This is a genomic window from Nonomuraea aurantiaca, assembly GCF_020215705.1.
GTDB lineage: Bacteria > Actinomycetota > Actinomycetes > Streptosporangiales > Streptosporangiaceae > Nonomuraea > Nonomuraea aurantiaca.
The window spans coordinates 257408-276040 of sequence record NZ_JAIWNB010000009.1; the positions used below are offsets into that span (position 1 = coordinate 257408).

The following is an 18633-nucleotide window of genomic DNA, read 5'->3' on the forward strand; positions in this document are numbered from 1 at the left end:
GAGCCCCCTCCCCGTCGAATGAAGCCATGCGACGTTGAGGTTACCGTGATTTTCCCGTTATGTGGATGGCAGTTTTCCCGCACTTGGGCCCCCTGACGTGCAGAACTCCTCTACAAGCGCTGTAGAGGAGTCCGACATTCCCCCGTCAGGAGCCGCTTTTAACCGATTTGATCAGGAGCTGGGCCACGTCCACGACCTCGAGGGACTCCTTCGCCTCGCCGGTGTTCTTCTTCTCGTTGATGGCGTCGCCGAGCATCACCATGCAGAACGGGCAGGCGGTGGAGACGGTGTCAGGATTGGTGGTCAGCGCCTCGTCGACCCGCTCGGTGTTGATGCGCTTGCCGATGCGCTCTTCCATCCACATCCGGGCGCCGCCGGCGCCGCAGCAGAAACCGCGATCCTTGTGCCGGTGCATCTCCTGCGTCTGTACGCCGGGCACCTTCGACATGATGTCGCGGGGCTGGGAGTAGACCTTGTTGTGGCGGCCGAGGAAGCACGGGTCGTGGTAGGTGATCTTCTCCTCGATCGGCGTGATCGGGGTGAGCAGTCCCTCGTCGACCAGCTTGGCCAGCAGTTGCGTGTGGTGTACGACCTCGTAGGTGCCGCCGAGCTGCGGATATTCATTGGCCAGGGTGTTGAAGCAGTGGGGGCAGGTGGCGACGATCTTCTTGACGCCCGCCTCGTTGAGGGTCTCGATGTTCTGCTGGGCGAGCATGTTGAACAGGTATTCCATGCCCAGGCGGCGGGCCGGGTCGCCGGTGCACGCCTCCATCGGGCCGAGCACGGCGAACTTCACGCCCGCGATGTGCAGCAGCTCCGCGACGGCCTTGGTGGTCTTCTTGGCCCGGTCCTCGAGCGCGCCGGCGCAGCCGACCCAGAACAGGTATTCGGCGTCCTCGGGCATCTTGTCCTCGACCAGCTCGACCTCGAAGTCCAGCTCGGAGATCCAGTCGGCCCGCTTCATCTCGGACATGCCCCAGGGGTTGCCCTTGTTCTCCAGGTTCTTGACCATCACCCCCGCCTCCGACGGGAACGACGACTCCACCATCACCTGGTAGCGGCGCATGTCGAGGATGTGGTCGATGTGCTCGATGTCGACCGGGCACTGCTCGACGCAGGCGCCGCAGTTCGTACAGGACCACAGGACGTCGGGGTGAATCACGCCTTCTTCGCCGACCAGCGGCTTGTTCAGCAGCGCCAGCACGTCGGTGTCGGCGTGCTCGGTGGAGGCGGCCATCAGGTAGGGGGCCACCTTGAAGGCGTGGTCGCGCTGGTCGAGGATGAGCATCTTCGGCGACAGCGGCTTGTCGGTGTTCCACGCGGGGCACTGCGACTGGCAGCGGCCGCACTCGGTGCAGCTGTAGAAGTCGAGGAAGCCCTTCCAGGTGGTGTCGCCGATCTTGCCCCGGCCGAGCCGCTCGGGGTCCAGGTCCTCGTCCTCGAAGTCCACGGGCTTGCCGTCGACGCGCAGCTCGATCGCGGCGCCCAGGCCGTCGGGGCGGCGCGAGAACAGCACGTTCAGCGGCGCCGTGAAGATGTGCAGGTGCTTGCTGTGCACCACGATGACCAGGAACACCAGCATGAAGCCGATGTGCAGCAGCAGCGCGATCTCCTCCAGCAGCGAGCTGGCCGGCAGGATCTTGCCCAGGGCCAGCGACGCGAAGGCGCCCGAGGAGTAGGGGAAGTTGCCGTTGGCCGCCGCCGCGCCACGGGCCAGGAACAGCGTCCAGATGATGTTGAAGATCATGAACAGGACGAGCCAGGCGCCCCCGAGGTGGGAGCCGGAGAAGCGGGACTTGCGGCCGAGCGTCTTCGGTGAGTTCTTGATCCGGATGGCCGCGAAGGCGACCAGGCCGAGCAGGCAGGCCACCGCGATGAAGTCCTGCAGGAAGCCGAGCACCGCCCAGGTGCCGATGAGCGGGATGTGGAAGTCGGGCTCGCCGGTGATCGCGCCCTGGATGATGGCGCCGTACGCCTCGATGTAGACGGTCAACAGGATGAAGAACGCCCACATCACGAAGAAGTGCGCCACGCCGGACGGCGTCCACTTGAGCAGCTTCTTCTGCCCGAACACCTCCACCAGCTGAGCCTTCAGCTCATCGCCGGCGTGCGTCTTCGCATACTCGATCCGTTCGGGCGCGGGCGGGCCCACCGTGGCGAGTTTGTACAGGAACAATGTCCTGCGGCCCGCCACGGCGACCGCCAGGACGGTCATGACGAGCCCGATGATGGCCACCCAGAGCACGGGACCTCCCACTGACGACGTTGGCTGCCAGCGTACGGTTACGTCACCGGCCAGGCACTTCCGGAATCCTACCGACTAGTAACCTTATGGCCGGCGGCGCGCCCAGAACAATGCTCTACCCCGTCAAGTAGCGCTGTATCGTCGGGGCCAGCAGTTCGACCAGTTCCTCGGGATCGGCGCTCGCCAGCGGCTCCAGCTTGAGCACGTAACGGCCCATGACGATGCCGAACATCTGCCCGAAGGCGGCCTCGATCCGCAGGGGCGGCACCTCGAGCCGGTCGGCGACCCGGAAGAGCAGGGCGTTGGTGATGAATTCCCGGAACATCATCTCGGCCTGCTGGTTCGTCATGGCCGACCGGATCAGCGCGATCATCGGCTCGCGCGTCTCGGGCTGACCCGTCACCGTCAGGAGCAGCCGGACGAGCCGCTCCCCGATCTCCTCGCGCGGCCCGTCGAGCAGCAACGGCACGACCTGTTCGGGAGTGACCGGCAGCCGCATCGCCGCCGCGAACATGCCTTCCTTGGTGTCGAAGTAGTGGTGCACCAGGGCGGGATCGACCTTGGCCTCCCTGGCGATGCCGCGCACGGTCGCCTTGTCGAACCCCTTCTCGGCGAAGACACGCCGGGCCGCGGCCAGAATCTCCCCCCGCGTATCCGCCGACCCCGGCCGCCGCCCCGGCCTCTTGGCAGCGTTCATGCCGCTGTCTTGATCGTCATCGGCCCACGGCCAGGTAGACGCGCATTGGCACGTGCATCACGCCCTCTGGAAAGACCTTGCGCAGCTCCACCCGCTGGCGCGCGACGAGCTCGTCGGCGGCCTCCGGGGACAGCGCCGCCATGTAGGAATGCGAGCGGAGATCCAGCAGGAAGTCCTCGATGCCGATCAGCCGGGTCCAGGCGATCCAGCGCTCCTCGACCACGTCCAGGGCAGCGGCGATGGGCGGCACGGACCACTCCTCCAGCGCCTGGCCCCAGTAGGTCGGGCACGCCTCCGCCAGCCGCACCTCATAGGCGGCCAGCCAGTCGGCCTGGGCGGCGTGGGCGAAGTTCCAGCAGCCCGCGATGGCCCCCTCGGGCCGCAGCACCCGCCTGGCCTCGGCGATCGAGATCACCGGGTCGAGCCAGTGCCAGGACTGGGCGTAGGTCACCAGATCGGCCACCCCGTCCGTCAGCGGCAGCGCGTTGCCATCGGCCAGCACCGCGACCGTGCCGCCGTCCTCGACCTTCGAGTGCAGGCGGGCCAGCATTGCCGCGCCCGCGTCCACCGCGATCACCCGCGAGCCGCGGGCCCGCAGCGCGCGCGTCAGGATGCCGGTGCCCGCGCCCACGTCCACCGCCGTCGCGCCGGCGAACTCGACGCCGGACACCTCCGACAGCGCGTGGTACATCTCGTCGGGGTACGCCGGCCGGGCCGCGTCGTAGGCGTCGGCGACGCTGTCGAACACCTTGCCCAGTTTCCTCATCGGTCCGACGCTCATCGGGCGGCCGCCAGGTAGAGGCGGGCGAAGGCGAGTGCCTCGGCCAGGTCGTCGATCCGCTCCGTACGGCTGGCGGCCTTGCGGGTGTTGATCTCCAGCACCACCAGGCCGCCGTAGCCGGACTTGGCCAGCCGTTCCAGCATGGGCGCGCACGGCTGGTTGCCCCTGCCGGGTACGAGGTGCTCGTCCTTGTTCGTCACGCCGAGGCCGTCGGCCAGGTGCAGGTGCGCGAGACGGTCGCCGAGCTTGGTGGCCATCTCCATGGCGTCGGTGCCGGAGACGGCCGTGTGCGACAGGTCGAGCGTGACGTGCGGGAAGTCGTAGTCGGTCGGGTTCCAGTCGGGTGAGTAGGGGACCACGTCGTTGCCCCTGGCCTTGAGCGGGAACATGTTCTCCACGGCGAACGTGACTCCGGTCTCCTCACGCATGCGGGCCAGCCCGGTCTCGAAGTCACGCGCGTATTCGCGCTGCCAGCGGAACGGCGGGTGCACCACGACCGTCGAGGCGCCCAGCCGTTCGGCCGCCTTCTGGGCCTTGACCAGCTTGGCCCAGGGGTCGCGGCCCCAGACGCGTTGCGTGACGAGCAGGCAGGGGGCGTGGATGGCCAGCACCGGGAGTTCGTAATGCTCCGAGAGCCGCTCGATCACGTCGATGTCCTGGCTCACGGGATCGGCGCCGACCATGATCTCGACCCCGTCGTAACCCAGGCGCGCGGCCAGCTCGAACGCGTCGGGGGTGCGTTCTGGATATACCGAAGCGGTGGACAATGCGATCTTCGCACTGGGCACTCGGATGACGTCAGCCACGTTGCCAGCCTAAGCCGGTGACGCCGATCTGGCGCGCGAGCCCTACGGTTGGACCATGCCACGGATCGCCAAAGGCGCCATCCCCAGCCCCAACATCTGGAACTCTCCCCAGGTCTACGAGCTGGAGAATCGCGCCGTCGACCCCGAGGGCGCCGCCAACGCGGCGATGCGCGCCCTGCGCTCCTGGGACGGCGCCACGGTGCTCGACATCGGCTGCGGCACCGGCTACCACCTACCGACCTTCGCGGCCGAGGCGGCGAAGGTGATCGGCGTCGAGCCCCATGGCGACCTGGTCGCGCTCGCCCGCCGCCGCTGCGCCGGGCTGCCCTCCGTCGAGATCCACGCCGCCACCGCGCAGGCCCTGCCCGTGCCCGACGCGTCCGTGGACGTCGCGGTGGCGCGGTGGGCCTACTTCTTCGGCCCCGGCTGCGAGCCCGGCTTACGGGAGCTCTCCCGGGTCGTACGGCGCGGCGGCACGGCCTTCGTCATCGACCTGGACGCCACCCGTGGGGCCTTCGGCAGGTGGTTCCAGCGCACGGTGCCCACCTACTCCGCCAGGACGGTGGAGTCCTTCTGGGACCTCCACGGGTGGCGGCGCCAGCCACTCGACCTGCGAATGGCCTTCTCCCGCCGGGCCGACCTGGAGGCGGTGCTGCGCATCGAGTTCACGCCCGAGGTGGCCGCCCAGGCGATCGCCGAGACCCCCGGCCTCGACCTCCCCTACCCGAACGTGCTGCGCTGGCGCTCGTACTGATTAGTGCGGCACCCACGACCGTCCGCCGGGCCTCCGCTCTTCCGCTCCCTCCGGGGGTCCCTCAAGGCCCCTGCCATCACAGACGGCCCCCTCCCGCCCTCGGAGCGGGCGGCCCTCCACAGGGTGCGGCCCTCTGCAGGGGTGGCCCTCCGCAGGGGGTCGCCCTCCGCGGGGATCCCGCCCCCAGACCGTCTCCTTCCGCCCCTGGGAGGGGATCCCCCACAGGTCCCTGTCACCACGGACCGCCCTCTTCCAGGCCCCCAAGAGGGCGGCTCTCCACAGGGGCTCAGCCACCACGGACCGCCCTCATCCGCTTCCCCGAAGCGCATGTCCCTCCCCAGCGACCGCAGCCACCGATGACCGTTTACTTCCGCTCCCCGGAAGTGGGGTCCCCATGAGGCCCCTGCCACCTGGACCGCCTTCTTCCGCGCTCGGAGCGGTCGTTCCTCCACACGGACCCCAGCCACCACAGACCGCTCTCACCCGCCCCTGGAAAGGGGTATCCCTCCAAAGGACACCAACCACCACGGACCGTCACACGAATCGAAACGGTCGTGGGACGAACCCACCTGGAGAACCGTCGTGGTGACCGCACCAAGAGGCGCTTGACATTGACGTCAGTGTCAACGTTTACCGTGGAGGCATGCGCATCGGAGAGCTGGCCGAACGGACCGGGGTGAGCACCCGATCACTCCGCTACTACGAGGAGCACGGTCTGCTCAGGGCCAGGCGCGGGTCCAACGGCTACCGCGACTACGCGGAGGAGGACATCAAGCTGGTGTCCGAGATCCGGGCGCTGTTGTCCGTGGGATTCACGCTGGAGGACACCCGGCCCTTCGTCGACTGCCTGCGCTCCGGCCACAGCACGGGTGGCTCCTGCAGCGAGTCGGTCGCCGTCTACCAGCGCAAGCTGGCCCAGATCGACGACGAGATCCGCGTCCTGCTCGCCCGCCGCGCCGAGGTCGCCGCCCAGCTCGGCGCGGCGTGCCCTGGTTGCGTTCTAAGAGGAGAGAAATGATCGAGCTGAACACCGCGAACTTCGAGGAGAAGGTGCTCAAGAGCGACCAGCCGGTGCTCGTCGACTTCTGGGCCGAATGGTGCGGGCCATGCCGCATGGTCGCCCCCGTACTCGCGGAGATCGAGGCCGAGCACGGCCTGACCATCGGCAAGCTCAACAGCGACGAGAACCCAGAGATCTCGGCCCGCTACGGCGTCATGGGGCTGCCCACGATGCTGCTGTTCGAGAACGGGGAGCCGGTCAAGCAGGTCGTCGGGGCCAAGCCGAAGCGCATGATCGAGGCCGAACTGGGCCTGACCTGAACGCCCGTACCTTGCGAAGGACCGCCCGTATCTCGTGAAGATTGTCGGCGCGGCCCGCTAGCCTGCTCCGCATGGTCAAGTCTGCGCAGAAGCCCGGATACCGCTGTGCCGAGTGCGGGTGGCGCACCACGAAGTGGGTGGGCCGGTGCGGCGAGTGCCAGGCGTGGGGCACGGTCGACGAAGAGGGCGCGCGCGCCGGGGTGCACGTCGTCCAGGCCGGCGCGACGACCGCGCCGGCGATACCGATCGGCCAGGTCAAGGCCGAGATGGCGGCCGCGCGCACGACCGGGGTGAGCGAGCTCGACCGGGTTCTCGGCGGCGGCCTGGTGCCCGGCGCGGTGGTGCTGCTGGCCGGCGAGCCCGGCATCGGCAAGTCGACGCTGCTGCTGGAGGCGGCCGCCCGCATCGCCGAGCGCGACACCGTGCTGTACGTGACCGGCGAGGAGTCGGCGGCCCAGGTGCGCCTGCGGGCCGACCGCATCGGTGCCATCCGCGACCATCTCTACCTCGCGGCGGAGACCGAGCTGTCGGCCCTCGTCGCGCACGTCGACAAGGTCCAGCCCAAGCTGCTCGTCGTCGACTCGGTGCAGACGGTCGGCTCCGCGCAGGCCACCGGCGTGCCGGGCGGGGTGACGCAGGTGCGGGAGGTGGCCGCCAATCTCGTACGGCTGGCCAAGGAGCGCAACATGGCCACCGTGCTCGTCGGCCACGTCACCAAGGAAGGCTCGATCGCCGGTCCGCGCACCCTTGAGCACCTGGTCGACGTCGTGCTCAACTTCGAGGGCGACCGCCACTCCCGGCTGCGGATGGTCCGCGCGATCAAGAACCGGTTCGGCCCCACCGAGGAGGTCGGCTGCTTCGACCTGCACGAGCGCGGCATCGAGGGCATCACCGACCCGAGCGGGCTGTTCGTCTCGCGGCGCAGCCAGCCGGTGCCGGGCACCTGCGTGACCGTCACGGTCGAGGGCACCCGGCCGCTGCCGGCCGAGGTGCAGGCCCTGGTCGCCCGGACCGAGGCGCAGCAGCCCAGACGCAGCTCATCGGGGCTCGACACCTATCGGGTGCAGATGATCCTGGCCGTACTCGAACGCCGGCTCAACGCCAAGCTGGGCGGCTGCGACGTGTTCACCGCGACCGTCGGCGGCATCAAGCTGGCCGACCCGGCCATCGACCTGTCGGTGATGCTGGCGGTGGCCAGCGCGGCCGGCGACAAGCCGCTGCCGGCCGGTCTGGTGGCCATGGGCGAGGTCGGGCTGTCCGGCGAGCTGCGCCCGGTGAAGGACGTACGGCGGCGGCTGAGCGAGGCCGCCAGGCTGGGGTTCAAGCGCGGGCTGGTGCCCGCCGGCTCCCTCGACCAAGGCACCGGCCGGCGCGACGGGAAGCGGGACGGACAGCGGTCGCTGGTGCCCGTCGGACCGGTGGCGTTCGCGGCCGGCTTCGAGGTGGTCGAGGTGGAGAACGTCTGGGACGCACTCACGCACGTCACATAGCGCGGCTAAGCTTGGCTTGACTATTCGACACGGGGGTCAGGTGCCAAACGACAGGAGTCTCGACGACCGCCGTCGCGAAGCCCTGGCCTCTGTGGCCCCGGGCACACCACTGCGCGACGGCTTGGAGCGGATCCTGCGCGGTCAGACCGGCGGCCTGATCGTGCTCGGCTACAACAAAGTGGTCGAAGAGGTGTCCAGCGGCGGATTCGAGCTCGACGTCGAGTTCTCCGCCACGCGGCTGCGCGAGCTGGCTAAGATGGACGGCGCGATCGTGGTGGGCAACGGCCAGCGGATCGTCCGCGCCGCCGTGCACCTGGTGCCCGACCCGGGCATCCCGACCGACGAGTCGGGCACCCGCCACCGCACCGCGCAGCGGGTCGCCCGCCAGACCGGCCTGCCGATCATCGCGATCAGCAAGTCGATGCGGATCATCGCCCTCTATCTCGACGGCATCCGCTACGTGCTGGAGGAGTCGGCGGCCATCCTGTCCAAGGCCAACCAGGCCCTGGCCACGCTCGAACGCTACAAGCACCGCCTCGACGAGGTCTCCGGCACGCTGTCGGCCCTGGAGATCGAAGACCTGGTGACGGTCCGTGACGTGGCCGCCGTCGCCCAGCGCCTGGAGATGGTCCGGCGCATCTCCGACGAGATCAAGGGCTACGTGGTCGAGCTCGGCACCGACGGCCGGCTCCTGTCGCTGCAGCTCGACGAGCTGGTGGCGGGCGTCGACTCGGAGCGCGAGCTGGTCGTCCGCGACTACCTCCCGGCCCCCGCCGGCCGTCGGCACCGGCGCCTCGCGGAGGCCATGCACGACCTCGACCAGCTCTCGGGCGAGGAGCTGCTCGACCTCTCGACGGTCTCCCACGTGCTGGGCCACAGTGGCGACGAGACGCTCGACAGCCCGGTCAGCCCGCGCGGGTTCCGCCTCCTGGCCAAGGTGCCCCGCCTGCCCGCCACCGTGGTCGATCGGCTGGTCAACCACTTCGGCGGGCTGCAGAAGCTGCTGGCGGCCAGCATCGACGACCTCCAGGCGGTGGGCGGCGTCGGCGAGTCCCGGGCGCGCAGCGTCCGCGAGGGGCTCTCCCGCCTCGCGGAGTCCTCCATCCTGGAGCGCTACGTCTGACACACCCCTGAAGCGCGACATCAGACGCCCCCAGAACAACGCAACGTCCCTACGTCTGACGCGCCCAGAACGCAACCTCCGTACGACTGACACGCCCAGAACGCAACCTCCCTGCGTCTGACGTGCCTGGAGCGCTCGCCGTGCGGGCCGTGCTCGGCCGGGGCCTGCTCAGCGGAGGTGGAAGACGCCCATCGGGCTTTTGAGCTTGCCCATGCGCACCACGGCCACGTAGGTACCCGGCAGGGCGGCCGGCGGGTCGGTACGGCAGTCGCTGCTGGAGCGGCGCCGGTTCCAGTTGAGCGAACGCACCCACGGAACCCCGCGCTGCAACTGCTTGATCTCGGTCGCCTCGCCGCTGACGCAGTCGGAGGTCGACCAGATCCGGTCCTCTCCGGAGGTGATGCGCACCTCCATGGAGCGCGGACCCACGTCGGCCGAGCACATGACGGGACCGGTGTTGACCAGGGTGATGAGGAAATTGGGCTGGACGCCCGCCGGGTAGACGTCCTGCTTGCCCTGCATGCTGAGCACCAGGTCGGCCTCGGTGCAGGGCTCACCGGGCCGCTTGGGCCGGGTCATGGGCGTGAGCGTGACCTTGCTGGGGCTCGGTGTGGGCGCCACCGACGCCGACGCCGTGGGGGTGGCCGTGCCCATGGTGAGCGTGCGCAGGCCGTCGAGCAGCGGATCCGTCGAGGGCGACACGCTCGCGGAGGTCTGCGCGTTGGAGGGACGCTGTGGCCCACTCCCCCCGCTGGAACACGCCCAAGCGACAACCGCCACCACGACGAGAACCGCTACCAGCACGCTCATGCGCCGTCGCCAGTAGACGTCTCCGCTGCCGTCACCCATCGTATCCGGATCCATACTCACAGCATGGTAATCCATTGGCCACGGAGGGTGACGACACGCCGCTGGTCGCCATCTCGGCATAGCCTAGGGCGCGTGGTTGAGCCGAACCTCCTACACGTCCCCGTTCTGGAGTGGTACGAGGACAACGCCCGAGACCTCCCGTGGCGTACCCCCGACGCGACACCCTGGGGTGTGCTCGTCAGCGAGATCATGCTGCAGCAGACCCCGGTCGTCCGCGTCCTGCCCATCTGGCACGAGTGGATGGACCGCTGGCCCACCCCCAAGGCCCTGGCGGCCGAACTCCCCGGCGAGGCCGTACGCCACTGGGGCAGGCTCGGCTACCCGCGCCGGGCGCTGCGGCTGCACGCGTGCGCGCGGGCCATCACCGAGGAGCACGGCGGCGAGGTGCCGTCAGATCACGCGGCTCTGCTGGCACTGCCCGGCATCGGCGAATACACCGCCGCCGCGGTCGCCAGCTTCGCGTACGGCGGGCGGCACGCGGTCCTCGACACCAACGTCCGGCGGGTGTTCGCGAGGGCGGTACGGGCCGAGGAGTACCCGCCGACGGCCACCTCCGCCGCCGAACGCCGCCTGGCCGAGACCCTCCTGCCCGAACTCGGCGCCGCCCGCTGGGGCGTGGCCGTCATGGAGCTCGGCGCTTTGGTCTGTACGGCCCGCACGCCCCGCTGCGCCGACTGCCCCATCGCCCAGGTGTGCGCCTGGCGCCTGGCCGGCAAACCACCACACGCCGGGCCCGCCCGTAAGGGCCAGACGTACGCGGGGACGGACCGGCAGTGCCGCGGCCGCCTGCTGGCCGTGCTGCGAGCCGCTCACGGCCCGGTGCCCAAGGCAGCGCTCGACGTGGTGTGGGACGACCCGGTGCAGCGGGAGCGCGCCCTGGACGGCCTCATCACGGACGGCCTCGCCGAGCACCTCGACGACGGCACCTACCGCCTGCCCCACTCCTGACCGGCTCATCCGGCCCCAGCCGGCCGGGAGAGGATCGGACCACCGGGCTACGGAGGCGGGGGGCGCCTCTGGCAACGGTCCCCTCAGCGCCACGAACCAGGGCATATGGGGCCCGGCATGCAGACCGCAGCTCACCTGCGGAGACGCGGCCAGCGAACCGAGGTGCAGTCGGGCCTACGGGGCCAGCGAACCGAGCCGTGACCAGGGCCACGCGGCCAGCGGACCGAGGTACGCCGGGGCTACGCGGCGAGTTGCAGGCCCAACCCGGTCAGGCTGGTGCGGGCCCAGTCGAGCTGCTCGGCCAGCAGGGACACCAGCGCGCCCGGCCCCTTGGCGCGGCCCGGCACCGCCAGGTTGTGCGTCTCGACCTCGATGTGCGCGCTCCCGCTCACGGCCCCCGACAGCATCGCCGCCATCGTGTCGTACAGCACCGCGCCCGTGCTGGGCGTATCCCCCGTGTGGTTGTGCACGTGCCCCAGCTTGACCACCGGCGCGCCCGCGGCGGCCAGCCCCCGCAGGGCCGCGCCGGGCTCCTCGTCGCCGCAGGCCAGGTGGCAGGCGTCGAGGCAGACGCCCAGGTGCTCGGAGTCGATCCCGCACACCCGCTCCAGAGCCTGCTCCGTCGTCTCCAGCACGCAACCGGGCCAGGGCTCGAAGCCGACACGGATGGTCTTGCCGGTGACGCTGTAGATGCCGCGCAGCTCCCTGGCCAGCCGTTCGAGCCGCCGGGTGGCGATGGCGTGCAGGTCGGCGGGCCAGTCGTGGCGCCAGCCGATCGGGATGGTGGAGATGCTGCCGAAGCGTACGTCGTCGGGCAGCAGGAACGCGAGGATCTTGGCCAGCGCCATCGTGTAGCGGTAGCGCTCCGGCTTGGCCCAGTCGGGGCCGGGCACCTCCAGGTTGCGTCCGCCGGTGCCGTTGAGGCTCACCACCTCCAGGCCGCGCTCCTCCAGCGACCTGCGCAGCCGTACGAGCTCGATACGGTCGGCCGTGAGGTGGTCGGCCACGCCGGGCGAGAGCCACAGCCCGACGCCCATGCGCTCGACCCCGAGCCGCTTGCGCACCGGCACCGCGTAGCGGGTCAGGTGGGCGATCAGGTTCTCCAGGTCCTCCGCGGGGTGTACGCCTGCGTTGTAGGCGAGGTGAACCAGCGTTCCGTCATCGTGACGCAGACGCATTGAATCCTCCACGGCTTGCATGGTCGTTCCCGTCGCCCGCCTTGGGGATCATGCGGACCTGTCGAGCATGCCTGCTGCCGGGGGGCGCACGCGTCCGCCCTGAGTTGATTCCCTAGTACTCCCCAGGGAGCAGCCCTCACCCTGAAAACGCCGCCTTGGGGACGACTTGAATGAGACTTGGCATTGCTCTACGCAGTGTAGTACTACTCCCGGTGGCGTTGTACCCAGGTTTCCAAAAATTCGGCAACGACGCAGAAAACGACGGAACCCCCGTGTGATCTCTCACACGGGGGTTACCGGGTCGAACTGGGGCGCCGTCAGTTCTTGATCGGCGCAGCGATCGCCGCGGCCGAGTCGGGAACCTGGCTGGTCGACGCGTCCTCACCGGTGAAGATGAACTTCGCGTCGTCGCCTTCGCCCTCGATCGTGACCTTGACGATCTGCCCCGGACGGAGCTCGCCGTACAGGATCTTCTCCGACAGCGAGTCCTCGAGCTCGCGCTGGATGGTCCGGCGCAGCGGCCGGGCACCCATGACCGGGTCGTAACCGCGGTCGGCCAGCAGCTGCTTGGCCTCGGGCGAGACGTCGAGCCCCATGTCGCGGTCCTTCATCCGAGCGTCGACCTGAGCGAGCATCAGGTCCACGATCAGGATGATCTCCGCCGGCGTCAGCTGGTGGAAGACCACGATGTCGTCGACACGGTTGAGGAACTCGGGCCGGAAGTGCTGCTTGAGCTCCTCCTGGACCTTGGCCTTCATCCGCTCGTAGTTGGAGTCGGCGTCGTTGGACTTGGCGAACCCGACCCCGATGCCCTTGGAGATGTCGCGGGTGCCGAGGTTGGTGGTCATGATGATGACCGTGTTCTTGAAGTCGACCACCCGGCCTTGGGCGTCGGTCAGGCGACCGTCTTCCAGGATCTGCAGCAGCGAGTTGAAGATGTCGGGGTGGGCCTTCTCGATCTCGTCGAACAGGACCACGGAGAACGGCTTGCGCCGCACCTTCTCGGTGAGCTGGCCGCCCTCCTCGTAGCCGACGTAGCCGGGAGGCGAGCCGAACAGCCGGGAGACGGTGTGCTTCTCCATGAACTCCGACATGTCCAGGCTGATCAGCGCGTCTTCGTCGCCGAAGAGGAACTCCGCCAGCGCCTTGGACAGCTCGGTCTTACCGACACCGGACGGGCCGGCGAAGATGAACGAGCCACCGGGACGGCGCGGGTCCTTCAGCCCGGCGCGGGTGCGCCGGATCGACCTGGACAGGCCCTTGATGGCGTCGTCCTGGCCGATGATCCGCTTGTGCAGCTCGTCCTCCATGCGGAGCAGGCGCTGCGACTCCTCCTCGGTCAGCTTGAAGACCGGGATGCCGGTAGCCGTCGCCAGGACCTCGGCGATGAGCTCCTCGGTGACCTCGGCCACGACGTCCATGTCGCCGGCCTTCCACTCCTTCTCGCGCCGCTCGCGCTTGAGCTGGAGCTGCTTCTCCTGGTCACGGAGCGCCGCCGCCTTCTCGAAGTCCTGCGCGTCGATCGCGGACTCCTTGTCCCTGCGGACGTTGGCGATCTTCTCGTCGTATTCGCGCAGGTCCGGCGGAGCGGTCATCCGGCGGATGCGCATCCGCGAACCGGCCTCGTCGATGAGGTCGATCGCCTTGTCGGGCAGGTAGCGGTCGCTGATGTAGCGATCGGCCAGCTGCGCGGCGGCCACCAGCGCGCCATCGGTGATGGACACCCGGTGGTGGGCCTCGTAGCGGTCGCGCAGACCCTTGAGGATCTCGATCGTGTGGCTGAGCGAGGGCTCGGCCACCTGGATCGGCTGGAAGCGCCGCTCCAGAGCGGCGTCCTTCTCCAGGTATTTGCGGTATTCGTCGAGGGTCGTGGCACCGATGGTCTGCAGCTCGCCACGCGCCAGCATCGGCTTGAGGATGCTGGCCGCGTCGATCGCGCCCTCGGCCGCGCCCGCGCCGACGAGCGTGTGCAGCTCGTCGATGAACAGGATGATGTCGCCGCGCGTGCGGATCTCCTTGAGCACCTTCTTCAGGCGCTCTTCGAAGTCGCCGCGGTAGCGCGAGCCCGCCACCAGAGCGCCGAGGTCAAGGGTGTAGAGCTGCTTGTCCTTCAGCGTCTCGGGCACCTCGCCCCTGACGATCTTCTGTGACAGGCCCTCGACGACGGCGGTCTTGCCGACGCCGGGCTCGCCGATCAGAACCGGGTTGTTCTTGGTCCTCCGGGAGAGGACCTGCATGACCCGCTCGATCTCCTTCTCACGGCCGATGACCGGATCCAGCTTGCCCTCGCGGGCGGCCTGGGTCAGGTTGCGGCCGAACTGGTCGAGCACCAGGGAGGTCGACGGGGCCGACTCCTGCGGACCGCCCGCGGCGGCCGGCTCCTTGCCCTGGTAACCGTGGAGCAACTGGATGACCTGCTGCCTGACACGGTTGAGATCGGCTCCAAGCTTGACCAGCACCTGGGCGGCCACACCCTCACCCTCACGGATGAGCCCGAGCAGGATGTGCTCGGTGCCGATGTAGTTGTGACCCAGCTGCAAAGCCTCACGGAGCGACAGCTCAAGAACCTTCTTGGCCCGCGGGGTGAACGGAATGTGCCCCGACGGAGCCGACTGGCCCTGGCCGATGATCTCCTCGACCTGCTGACGCACTCCTTCAAGGCTGATGCCCAGGCTCTCCAGAGCCTTGGCGGCTACGCCCTCACCTTCATGGATCAAACCAAGAAGAATGTGCTCAGTGCCGATGTAGTTGTGGTTGAGCATCCTGGCCTCTTCTTGGGCCAAGACGACAACCCGCCTTGCTCGGTCGGTGAACCTCTCGAACATCTCGTCGCTCCTCACAGAGCGGTCAGTCAGGCCGGTAAATCCGGTCCCGTCATCCCGCATGCTAGCCCTGGCTCGGCGAACCGTGCCCACTGCCACTGACACGCTCTATAGCAGAGACGTTCCCCGGGAGCAGGGCGTTCACCCTCTATCCAACTACCGATCGGGGGTTACGTGTTCCCGATACGCCGCAAGCGAACGATGTTTAGGACGCTTCCGTGAAGCGCCTGGAATTGGCCGCCACGGCGCCGGCAGATCAACAGGGATGAGCTTGCGGCCGGTGCCGGGGAGAGGGCTCGCCCGCGCATCGCCGATGCCTCATCCTGAGCCATACGCAAACATCCTATGTAAGGAAGCGCGCCCGCGGCCAATCGATCGTGGTACGGGGCCCGCAGGCCGCGAAATCTCTCGCGGGGCACGGGCGCCCGCAGGCGGCGAAATCTCGATCCCGGTACGGCGCCCGCAGGCCGCGAAATCGCCCATCCGGTCAGCGAGGTTACCGATCCGGGCCGTCGCGGTTACGGACGCGGGCCGTCGTGGCACCGGGGAGCCCACACCGGGGCTGGAACGCACCACGTCAGAAAACCGCCCGGAATCGACCGAGCGGGCAGCCCAAAATGATCACATATGGGCGATTAGAAGATCGCCGTCACGAACGTCCAGCATTTGAGAAGCAGCCGCAAATGATCATGCGCTTATGGCGTTCGCCGGGGTTCTTAGGCGAGCGGCATAAGCGCATGGTCAGGAGATGGCTCTCTAGTGAGCTTGTTCGTACTTCTCCACCACGGTAGAGGCGATTCGGCCACGCTCGCTCACCGGCAGACCGTGAGCCTTGGCCCACTGCCGGATCTCCGAGCTCTTCTCGCGGCTCATCGCACGCTGCCCGCCACGACCGCGCCGACGCGCGGTCACGGCACCGGACCGACGAGCGTGCTGTACGAAAGGCGTGAGCGCGTCCCTCAGCTTCTTGGCGTTAAGGTCGCTCAGGTCAATCTCATAGGAGGAGCCGTCAATAGCGAAGCTGACCGTCTCATTGGCCTCGCCCCCATCGAGGTCATCGATGAGAATCTCCTGGATCTGCTTGGCCATCTACGCAATCCTTTCGCGGAGCATTGTTTCATTCGCCAGGGCAAACATATACCCGGAAAGGCGCGGAGACAATTCAGCGCTACAAGGATTCTGCTGACCCGCGGCTCAGTTGTGGTTCTCGGCCTGATCCTGGCGGTTTGGACGGCGTCCAGCGGCCTCGGATCGGACCAACTTCACTACGCCAAAGATGAAGGCGGCGCCCACCACCACCGGCGGGATCAGCGCTGACAATACGTCGGTAAGGGCCTGCATTCGTCCTCGCCTCCACAGCGGACGGGGGTTTCGATGGGCGCTTTATCCACAAGCGGCCTGGGCATGAGCGCCCCTCATGCCTCACGAGGTGGACAACCGCCCGCACCTGACCATAGTGGTACATGGATGCCGTCCCTGTGCCACAGGCGCCAACATCCGGCAACCCGGACGTCCCATAGCCTAATGCCAGTCTCTCCAGGCTCCTTACCGGATCAAGCGAAAATTTTGCGGAAAGACTTCCGTCCAGGCTCACAAGGCTCAGCGAAGATCTTTGATCACCCGCGTTCCGGCGAGCCTGTCGTGCGGCCCACGCTGCAGCGGCTTGTCGATCAAGATGAGGATCCCGACGCCGAAGACGAAGATTCCGGCCAGCACATTGAGCACCGGAATGCCCATGACCATCGCCGCTCCCGGATAGACCAGGGCTCGTTTCAGCAGAGCACCGCGCCGAAGGCCGCCCGGCTGCTCCAGGCGAATCCTCATGATCGCCTTGCCGAACGTACGGCCGCTCATGGAATGCGCGGCCCAGTCATAGACCGTATATCCCAGCCCGCCGAGCAGCCAGGCGAACACGCCGGGCAACCGGCTGTCGAACACCTCCAGCAGCCCGACAGTTCGGAAGGCGCCCCACAGCACCATGAACAGAATGTAATAGAAGACACCGAAGACGAGGGCTTCAATGAGCCGGGCGGCCAGGCGTTCCCACCATTCCGCGGGGACTGCGTCACTCCACGGCGGCAACCCGGCCATAACCCACCTCGCCCCTTCGGCGAACCGACCGCTACCCATTTTGGTACCGCCCGCACATACAAAACAGAGGCTGACCGGTGGCCAGCCTCTGTTTCGCGTCCGCGAAGACTACTTGATCTTCACTACCACCGTGTTGCTGAACTTGTCGGCGAACGTCTGCTGCAGCGGCTTGTCCCAGAGCTGGGAGGCACCGTTCAGCGCGACGACGATCCCGCCGAGCAGCGACCCGACGAACGGGATGATGCCGAGAATGTATCCACCCCAGGTGCCACCGGCCCGCTTGAGCGCCACGTCGTTCGGCAGGCCGCCCGGAGGCAGCATGGTGCCCGTCGGCACGATCTTGATCCCCATGACCATCTTGCCGACCGTCTGGCCGCTCATCTTGGTCATGAAGAACTCGTAGGCGACGTACACCGCCGTCATCACGATGGCCACCACAATGCCGTAGGCGGTCGCCCCCAGCAGGCCGGTCGTCGTGCCGGTCGCGGAGTTGTAGCCGGCGAGCAGGATGGCCCCGAAAACGAGACCGATCACCCAGTTCGCGATGCCGAAGATGACACCGTCGATGATCCTCGCCACGAGCCGCTGCCACCACTCGGCGAGCGGGGCCGGGGCGCCTGGCGGTTGCACGCCGTGTGGCTGCGGCTGACCGTAGCCTGGCTGCTGGCCGTACTGCTGCTGCCCGTAGGCGGGCTGCTGGCCGTACTGCTGTTGCTGCTGACCGTAGTCCGGCTGACCGTACTGCTGCTGGCCGTAGCCGGGTTGCGACGGCTGCTGCTGGCCATAGCCCGGCTGGGACGGCTGCTGCTGCCCATAACCAGGTTGCTGACCGTAGCCGGGCTGCTGGCCGTAGCCGGGCTGCTGGCCCGACGGCGGCTGCTGCCCGTAACTGGGCTGCTGGCCGTAACCGGGTTGCGATTGCGGCTGCTGACCATAGCCCGGCTGGGACGGCTGCTGCTGCCCGTAACCGGGCTGCTGGCCGTAACCAGGCTGGGATTGCGGTTGCTGGCCGTAACCGGGTTGCGATTGCGGCTGCTGACCGTAGTTGGGCTGGCCGTACTCGGGTTGCTGACCCGAAGCCTGCTGTTGACCGTATCCGGGCTGTTGGCCGTATTCGGGTTGCTGGCCGTAGCCGGGCTGCTGCCCGTACTGCGGCTGTTGGCCGTACTGCGGTTGCTGCGGCTGCTGGCCGTAGCCAGGCTGCTGCTGCTGGCCGTACTGCGGCTGTTGGCCGTAGTTCGGCTGCTGCCCGTAGTTGGGTTGCTGACCGTAGGCGTCATCCGCCCGGTAGCCAACGACCGTCGCATCCGGGTCGGGCTCGCCATAGGGACGGCCCGCGTTGTGATGTCCGTATTCAGTCCCGCCAGGCGCAGAGTTCTCGCCGGATTCGTCCTGTGGATACGGCGGCTGTCCGGTGCTCACCGTGTCACCTCGCTTCGAGTGCGCATGTGGCACGTGTCAGGACACATGCCTGTGCTGCCCAACGTATCGACATAGGTATCAACAAT

Annotated in this window: 17 protein-coding genes; 7 read left to right on the forward strand and 10 right to left on the reverse strand. The window is 68.2% G+C overall.

The window, feature by feature from the left end:
* Positions 1-145: 145 nt before the first annotated feature.
* The 4 genes from LDL49_RS23220 to LDL49_RS23235 all read right to left on the reverse strand — a co-directional run bounded on the left by LDL49_RS23220 (position 146) and on the right by LDL49_RS23235 (position 4529).
* Positions 146-2245 (reverse strand): (Fe-S)-binding protein, encoded by a 2100-nt coding sequence (locus LDL49_RS23220; RefSeq protein WP_225293252.1) that lies wholly within the window; start codon positions 2243-2245, stop codon positions 146-148.
* Positions 2246-2360: 115 nt separating this feature from the next.
* Entirely contained in the window at positions 2361-2942 is a 582-nt protein-coding gene (locus LDL49_RS23225) for a TetR/AcrR family transcriptional regulator (RefSeq protein WP_225293254.1), read from the reverse strand.
* A 16-nt stretch (positions 2943-2958) separates the two neighbouring features.
* Positions 2959-3708 carry a class I SAM-dependent methyltransferase gene (locus LDL49_RS23230; protein ID WP_225293255.1) on the reverse strand — a complete coding sequence of 250 codons (750 nt, stop codon included), beginning with the start codon at positions 3706-3708 and terminating at the stop codon, positions 2959-2961.
* Positions 3709-3719: 11 nt separating this feature from the next.
* On the reverse strand, positions 3720-4529 hold the full coding sequence (locus LDL49_RS23235; protein ID WP_225293257.1) for a sugar phosphate isomerase/epimerase family protein: 810 nt from the start codon (positions 4527-4529) through the stop codon (positions 3720-3722).
* A 55-nt stretch (positions 4530-4584) separates the two neighbouring features.
* Between LDL49_RS23235 and LDL49_RS23240 the strand changes: the two genes are divergently transcribed.
* The 5 genes from LDL49_RS23240 (at position 4585) to disA (ending at position 9216) form a co-directional block, all read left to right on the forward strand.
* Entirely contained in the window at positions 4585-5283 is a 699-nt protein-coding gene (locus tag LDL49_RS23240; protein ID WP_225293259.1) for a class I SAM-dependent methyltransferase, read from the forward strand.
* A 643-nt stretch (positions 5284-5926) separates the two neighbouring features.
* The gene (locus LDL49_RS23245; RefSeq protein WP_225293261.1) at positions 5927-6301 is read left to right on the forward strand and encodes a MerR family transcriptional regulator; all 375 of its coding nucleotides are present in this window, start codon (positions 5927-5929) and stop codon (positions 6299-6301) included.
* On the forward strand, positions 6298-6603 hold the full coding sequence (trxA, locus tag LDL49_RS23250; RefSeq protein WP_225293263.1) for a thioredoxin: 306 nt from the start codon (positions 6298-6300) through the stop codon (positions 6601-6603). The genes LDL49_RS23245 and trxA overlap by 4 nt, the downstream gene beginning before the upstream one ends.
* 71 nt (positions 6604-6674) lie before the next feature.
* Complete coding sequence (gene radA / locus LDL49_RS23255; RefSeq protein WP_225293265.1) at positions 6675-8093, forward strand: DNA repair protein RadA; 1419 nt, start codon at positions 6675-6677, stop codon at positions 8091-8093.
* Between the two features lie 40 nt (positions 8094-8133).
* Positions 8134-9216, forward strand: a complete 1083-nt coding sequence (gene disA / locus LDL49_RS23260) for a DNA integrity scanning diadenylate cyclase DisA (protein WP_225293267.1) — start codon at positions 8134-8136, stop codon at positions 9214-9216.
* Positions 9217-9384: 168 nt separating this feature from the next.
* On the opposite strand, the gene LDL49_RS23265 is transcribed toward disA, so the two are convergent.
* Positions 9385-10080: a hypothetical protein gene (locus tag LDL49_RS23265; RefSeq protein WP_225293269.1), complete on the reverse strand. Its 696-nt coding sequence runs from the start codon at positions 10078-10080 to the stop codon at positions 9385-9387.
* A 78-nt stretch (positions 10081-10158) separates the two neighbouring features.
* On the opposite strand from LDL49_RS23265, the gene LDL49_RS23270 reads away from it, so the two are divergent.
* Entirely contained in the window at positions 10159-11034 is an 876-nt protein-coding gene (locus tag LDL49_RS23270) for an iron-sulfur binding domain-containing protein (RefSeq protein ID WP_225293271.1), read from the forward strand.
* A gap of 239 nt (positions 11035-11273) precedes the next feature.
* Here LDL49_RS23270 and LDL49_RS23275 read toward each other — a convergent pair whose 3' ends face one another.
* The 5 genes from LDL49_RS23275 to LDL49_RS23295 all read right to left on the reverse strand — a co-directional run bounded on the left by LDL49_RS23275 (position 11274) and on the right by LDL49_RS23295 (position 17755).
* A complete protein-coding gene (locus LDL49_RS23275; RefSeq protein ID WP_225293273.1) occupies positions 11274-12212 on the reverse strand; it encodes a sugar phosphate isomerase/epimerase family protein in 939 nt (312 codons plus the stop codon).
* Positions 12213-12529: 317 nt separating this feature from the next.
* A complete protein-coding gene (locus tag LDL49_RS23280) occupies positions 12530-15037 on the reverse strand; it encodes an ATP-dependent Clp protease ATP-binding subunit (protein ID WP_225293275.1) in 2508 nt (835 codons plus the stop codon).
* A 753-nt stretch (positions 15038-15790) separates the two neighbouring features.
* On the reverse strand, positions 15791-16123 hold the full coding sequence (locus tag LDL49_RS23285; RefSeq protein ID WP_225293276.1) for a histone-like nucleoid-structuring protein Lsr2: 333 nt from the start codon (positions 16121-16123) through the stop codon (positions 15791-15793).
* A gap of 510 nt (positions 16124-16633) precedes the next feature.
* On the reverse strand, positions 16634-17125 hold the full coding sequence (locus LDL49_RS23290; RefSeq protein ID WP_225293278.1) for an RDD family protein: 492 nt from the start codon (positions 17123-17125) through the stop codon (positions 16634-16636).
* 108 nt (positions 17126-17233) lie between these two features.
* Positions 17234-17755, reverse strand: coding sequence for an RDD family protein (locus tag LDL49_RS23295; protein WP_225293279.1), 522 nt, complete (start codon positions 17753-17755; stop codon positions 17234-17236).
* Between LDL49_RS23295 and LDL49_RS23300 the strand changes: the two genes are divergently transcribed.
* The gene (locus LDL49_RS23300; RefSeq protein WP_225293281.1) at positions 17750-18622 is read left to right on the forward strand and encodes a hypothetical protein; all 873 of its coding nucleotides are present in this window, start codon (positions 17750-17752) and stop codon (positions 18620-18622) included. The two genes, LDL49_RS23295 and LDL49_RS23300, sit on opposite strands and share 6 nt — an antisense overlap.
* Positions 18623-18633: the final 11 nt, after the last annotated feature.

Bases quoted from the DNA above. Each gene is read 5' to 3' on its own strand.
- LDL49_RS23225 (WP_225293254.1), bottom strand. From the start codon at position 2,942: ATGAACGCTGCCAAGAGGCCGGGGCGGCGGCCGGGGTCGGCGGATACG.
- LDL49_RS23230 (WP_225293255.1), bottom strand. From the start codon at position 3,708: ATGAGGAAACTGGGCAAGGTGTTCGACAGCGTCGCCGACGCCTACGAC.
- LDL49_RS23240 (WP_225293259.1), top strand. From the start codon at position 4,585: ATGCCACGGATCGCCAAAGGCGCCATCCCCAGCCCCAACATCTGGAAC.
- LDL49_RS23245 (WP_225293261.1), top strand. From the start codon at position 5,927: ATGCGCATCGGAGAGCTGGCCGAACGGACCGGGGTGAGCACCCGATCA.
- trxA (WP_225293263.1), top strand. From the start codon at position 6,298: ATGATCGAGCTGAACACCGCGAACTTCGAGGAGAAGGTGCTCAAGAGC.
- radA (WP_225293265.1), top strand. From the start codon at position 6,675: ATGGTCAAGTCTGCGCAGAAGCCCGGATACCGCTGTGCCGAGTGCGGG.
- LDL49_RS23265 (WP_225293269.1), bottom strand. From the start codon at position 10,080: ATGGATCCGGATACGATGGGTGACGGCAGCGGAGACGTCTACTGGCGA.
- LDL49_RS23275 (WP_225293273.1), bottom strand. From the start codon at position 12,212: ATGCGTCTGCGTCACGATGACGGAACGCTGGTTCACCTCGCCTACAAC.
- LDL49_RS23280 (WP_225293275.1), bottom strand. From the start codon at position 15,037: ATGTTCGAGAGGTTCACCGACCGAGCAAGGCGGGTTGTCGTCTTGGCC.
- LDL49_RS23285 (WP_225293276.1), bottom strand. From the start codon at position 16,123: ATGGCCAAGCAGATCCAGGAGATTCTCATCGATGACCTCGATGGGGGC.
- LDL49_RS23290 (WP_225293278.1), bottom strand. From the start codon at position 17,125: ATGGCCGGGTTGCCGCCGTGGAGTGACGCAGTCCCCGCGGAATGGTGG.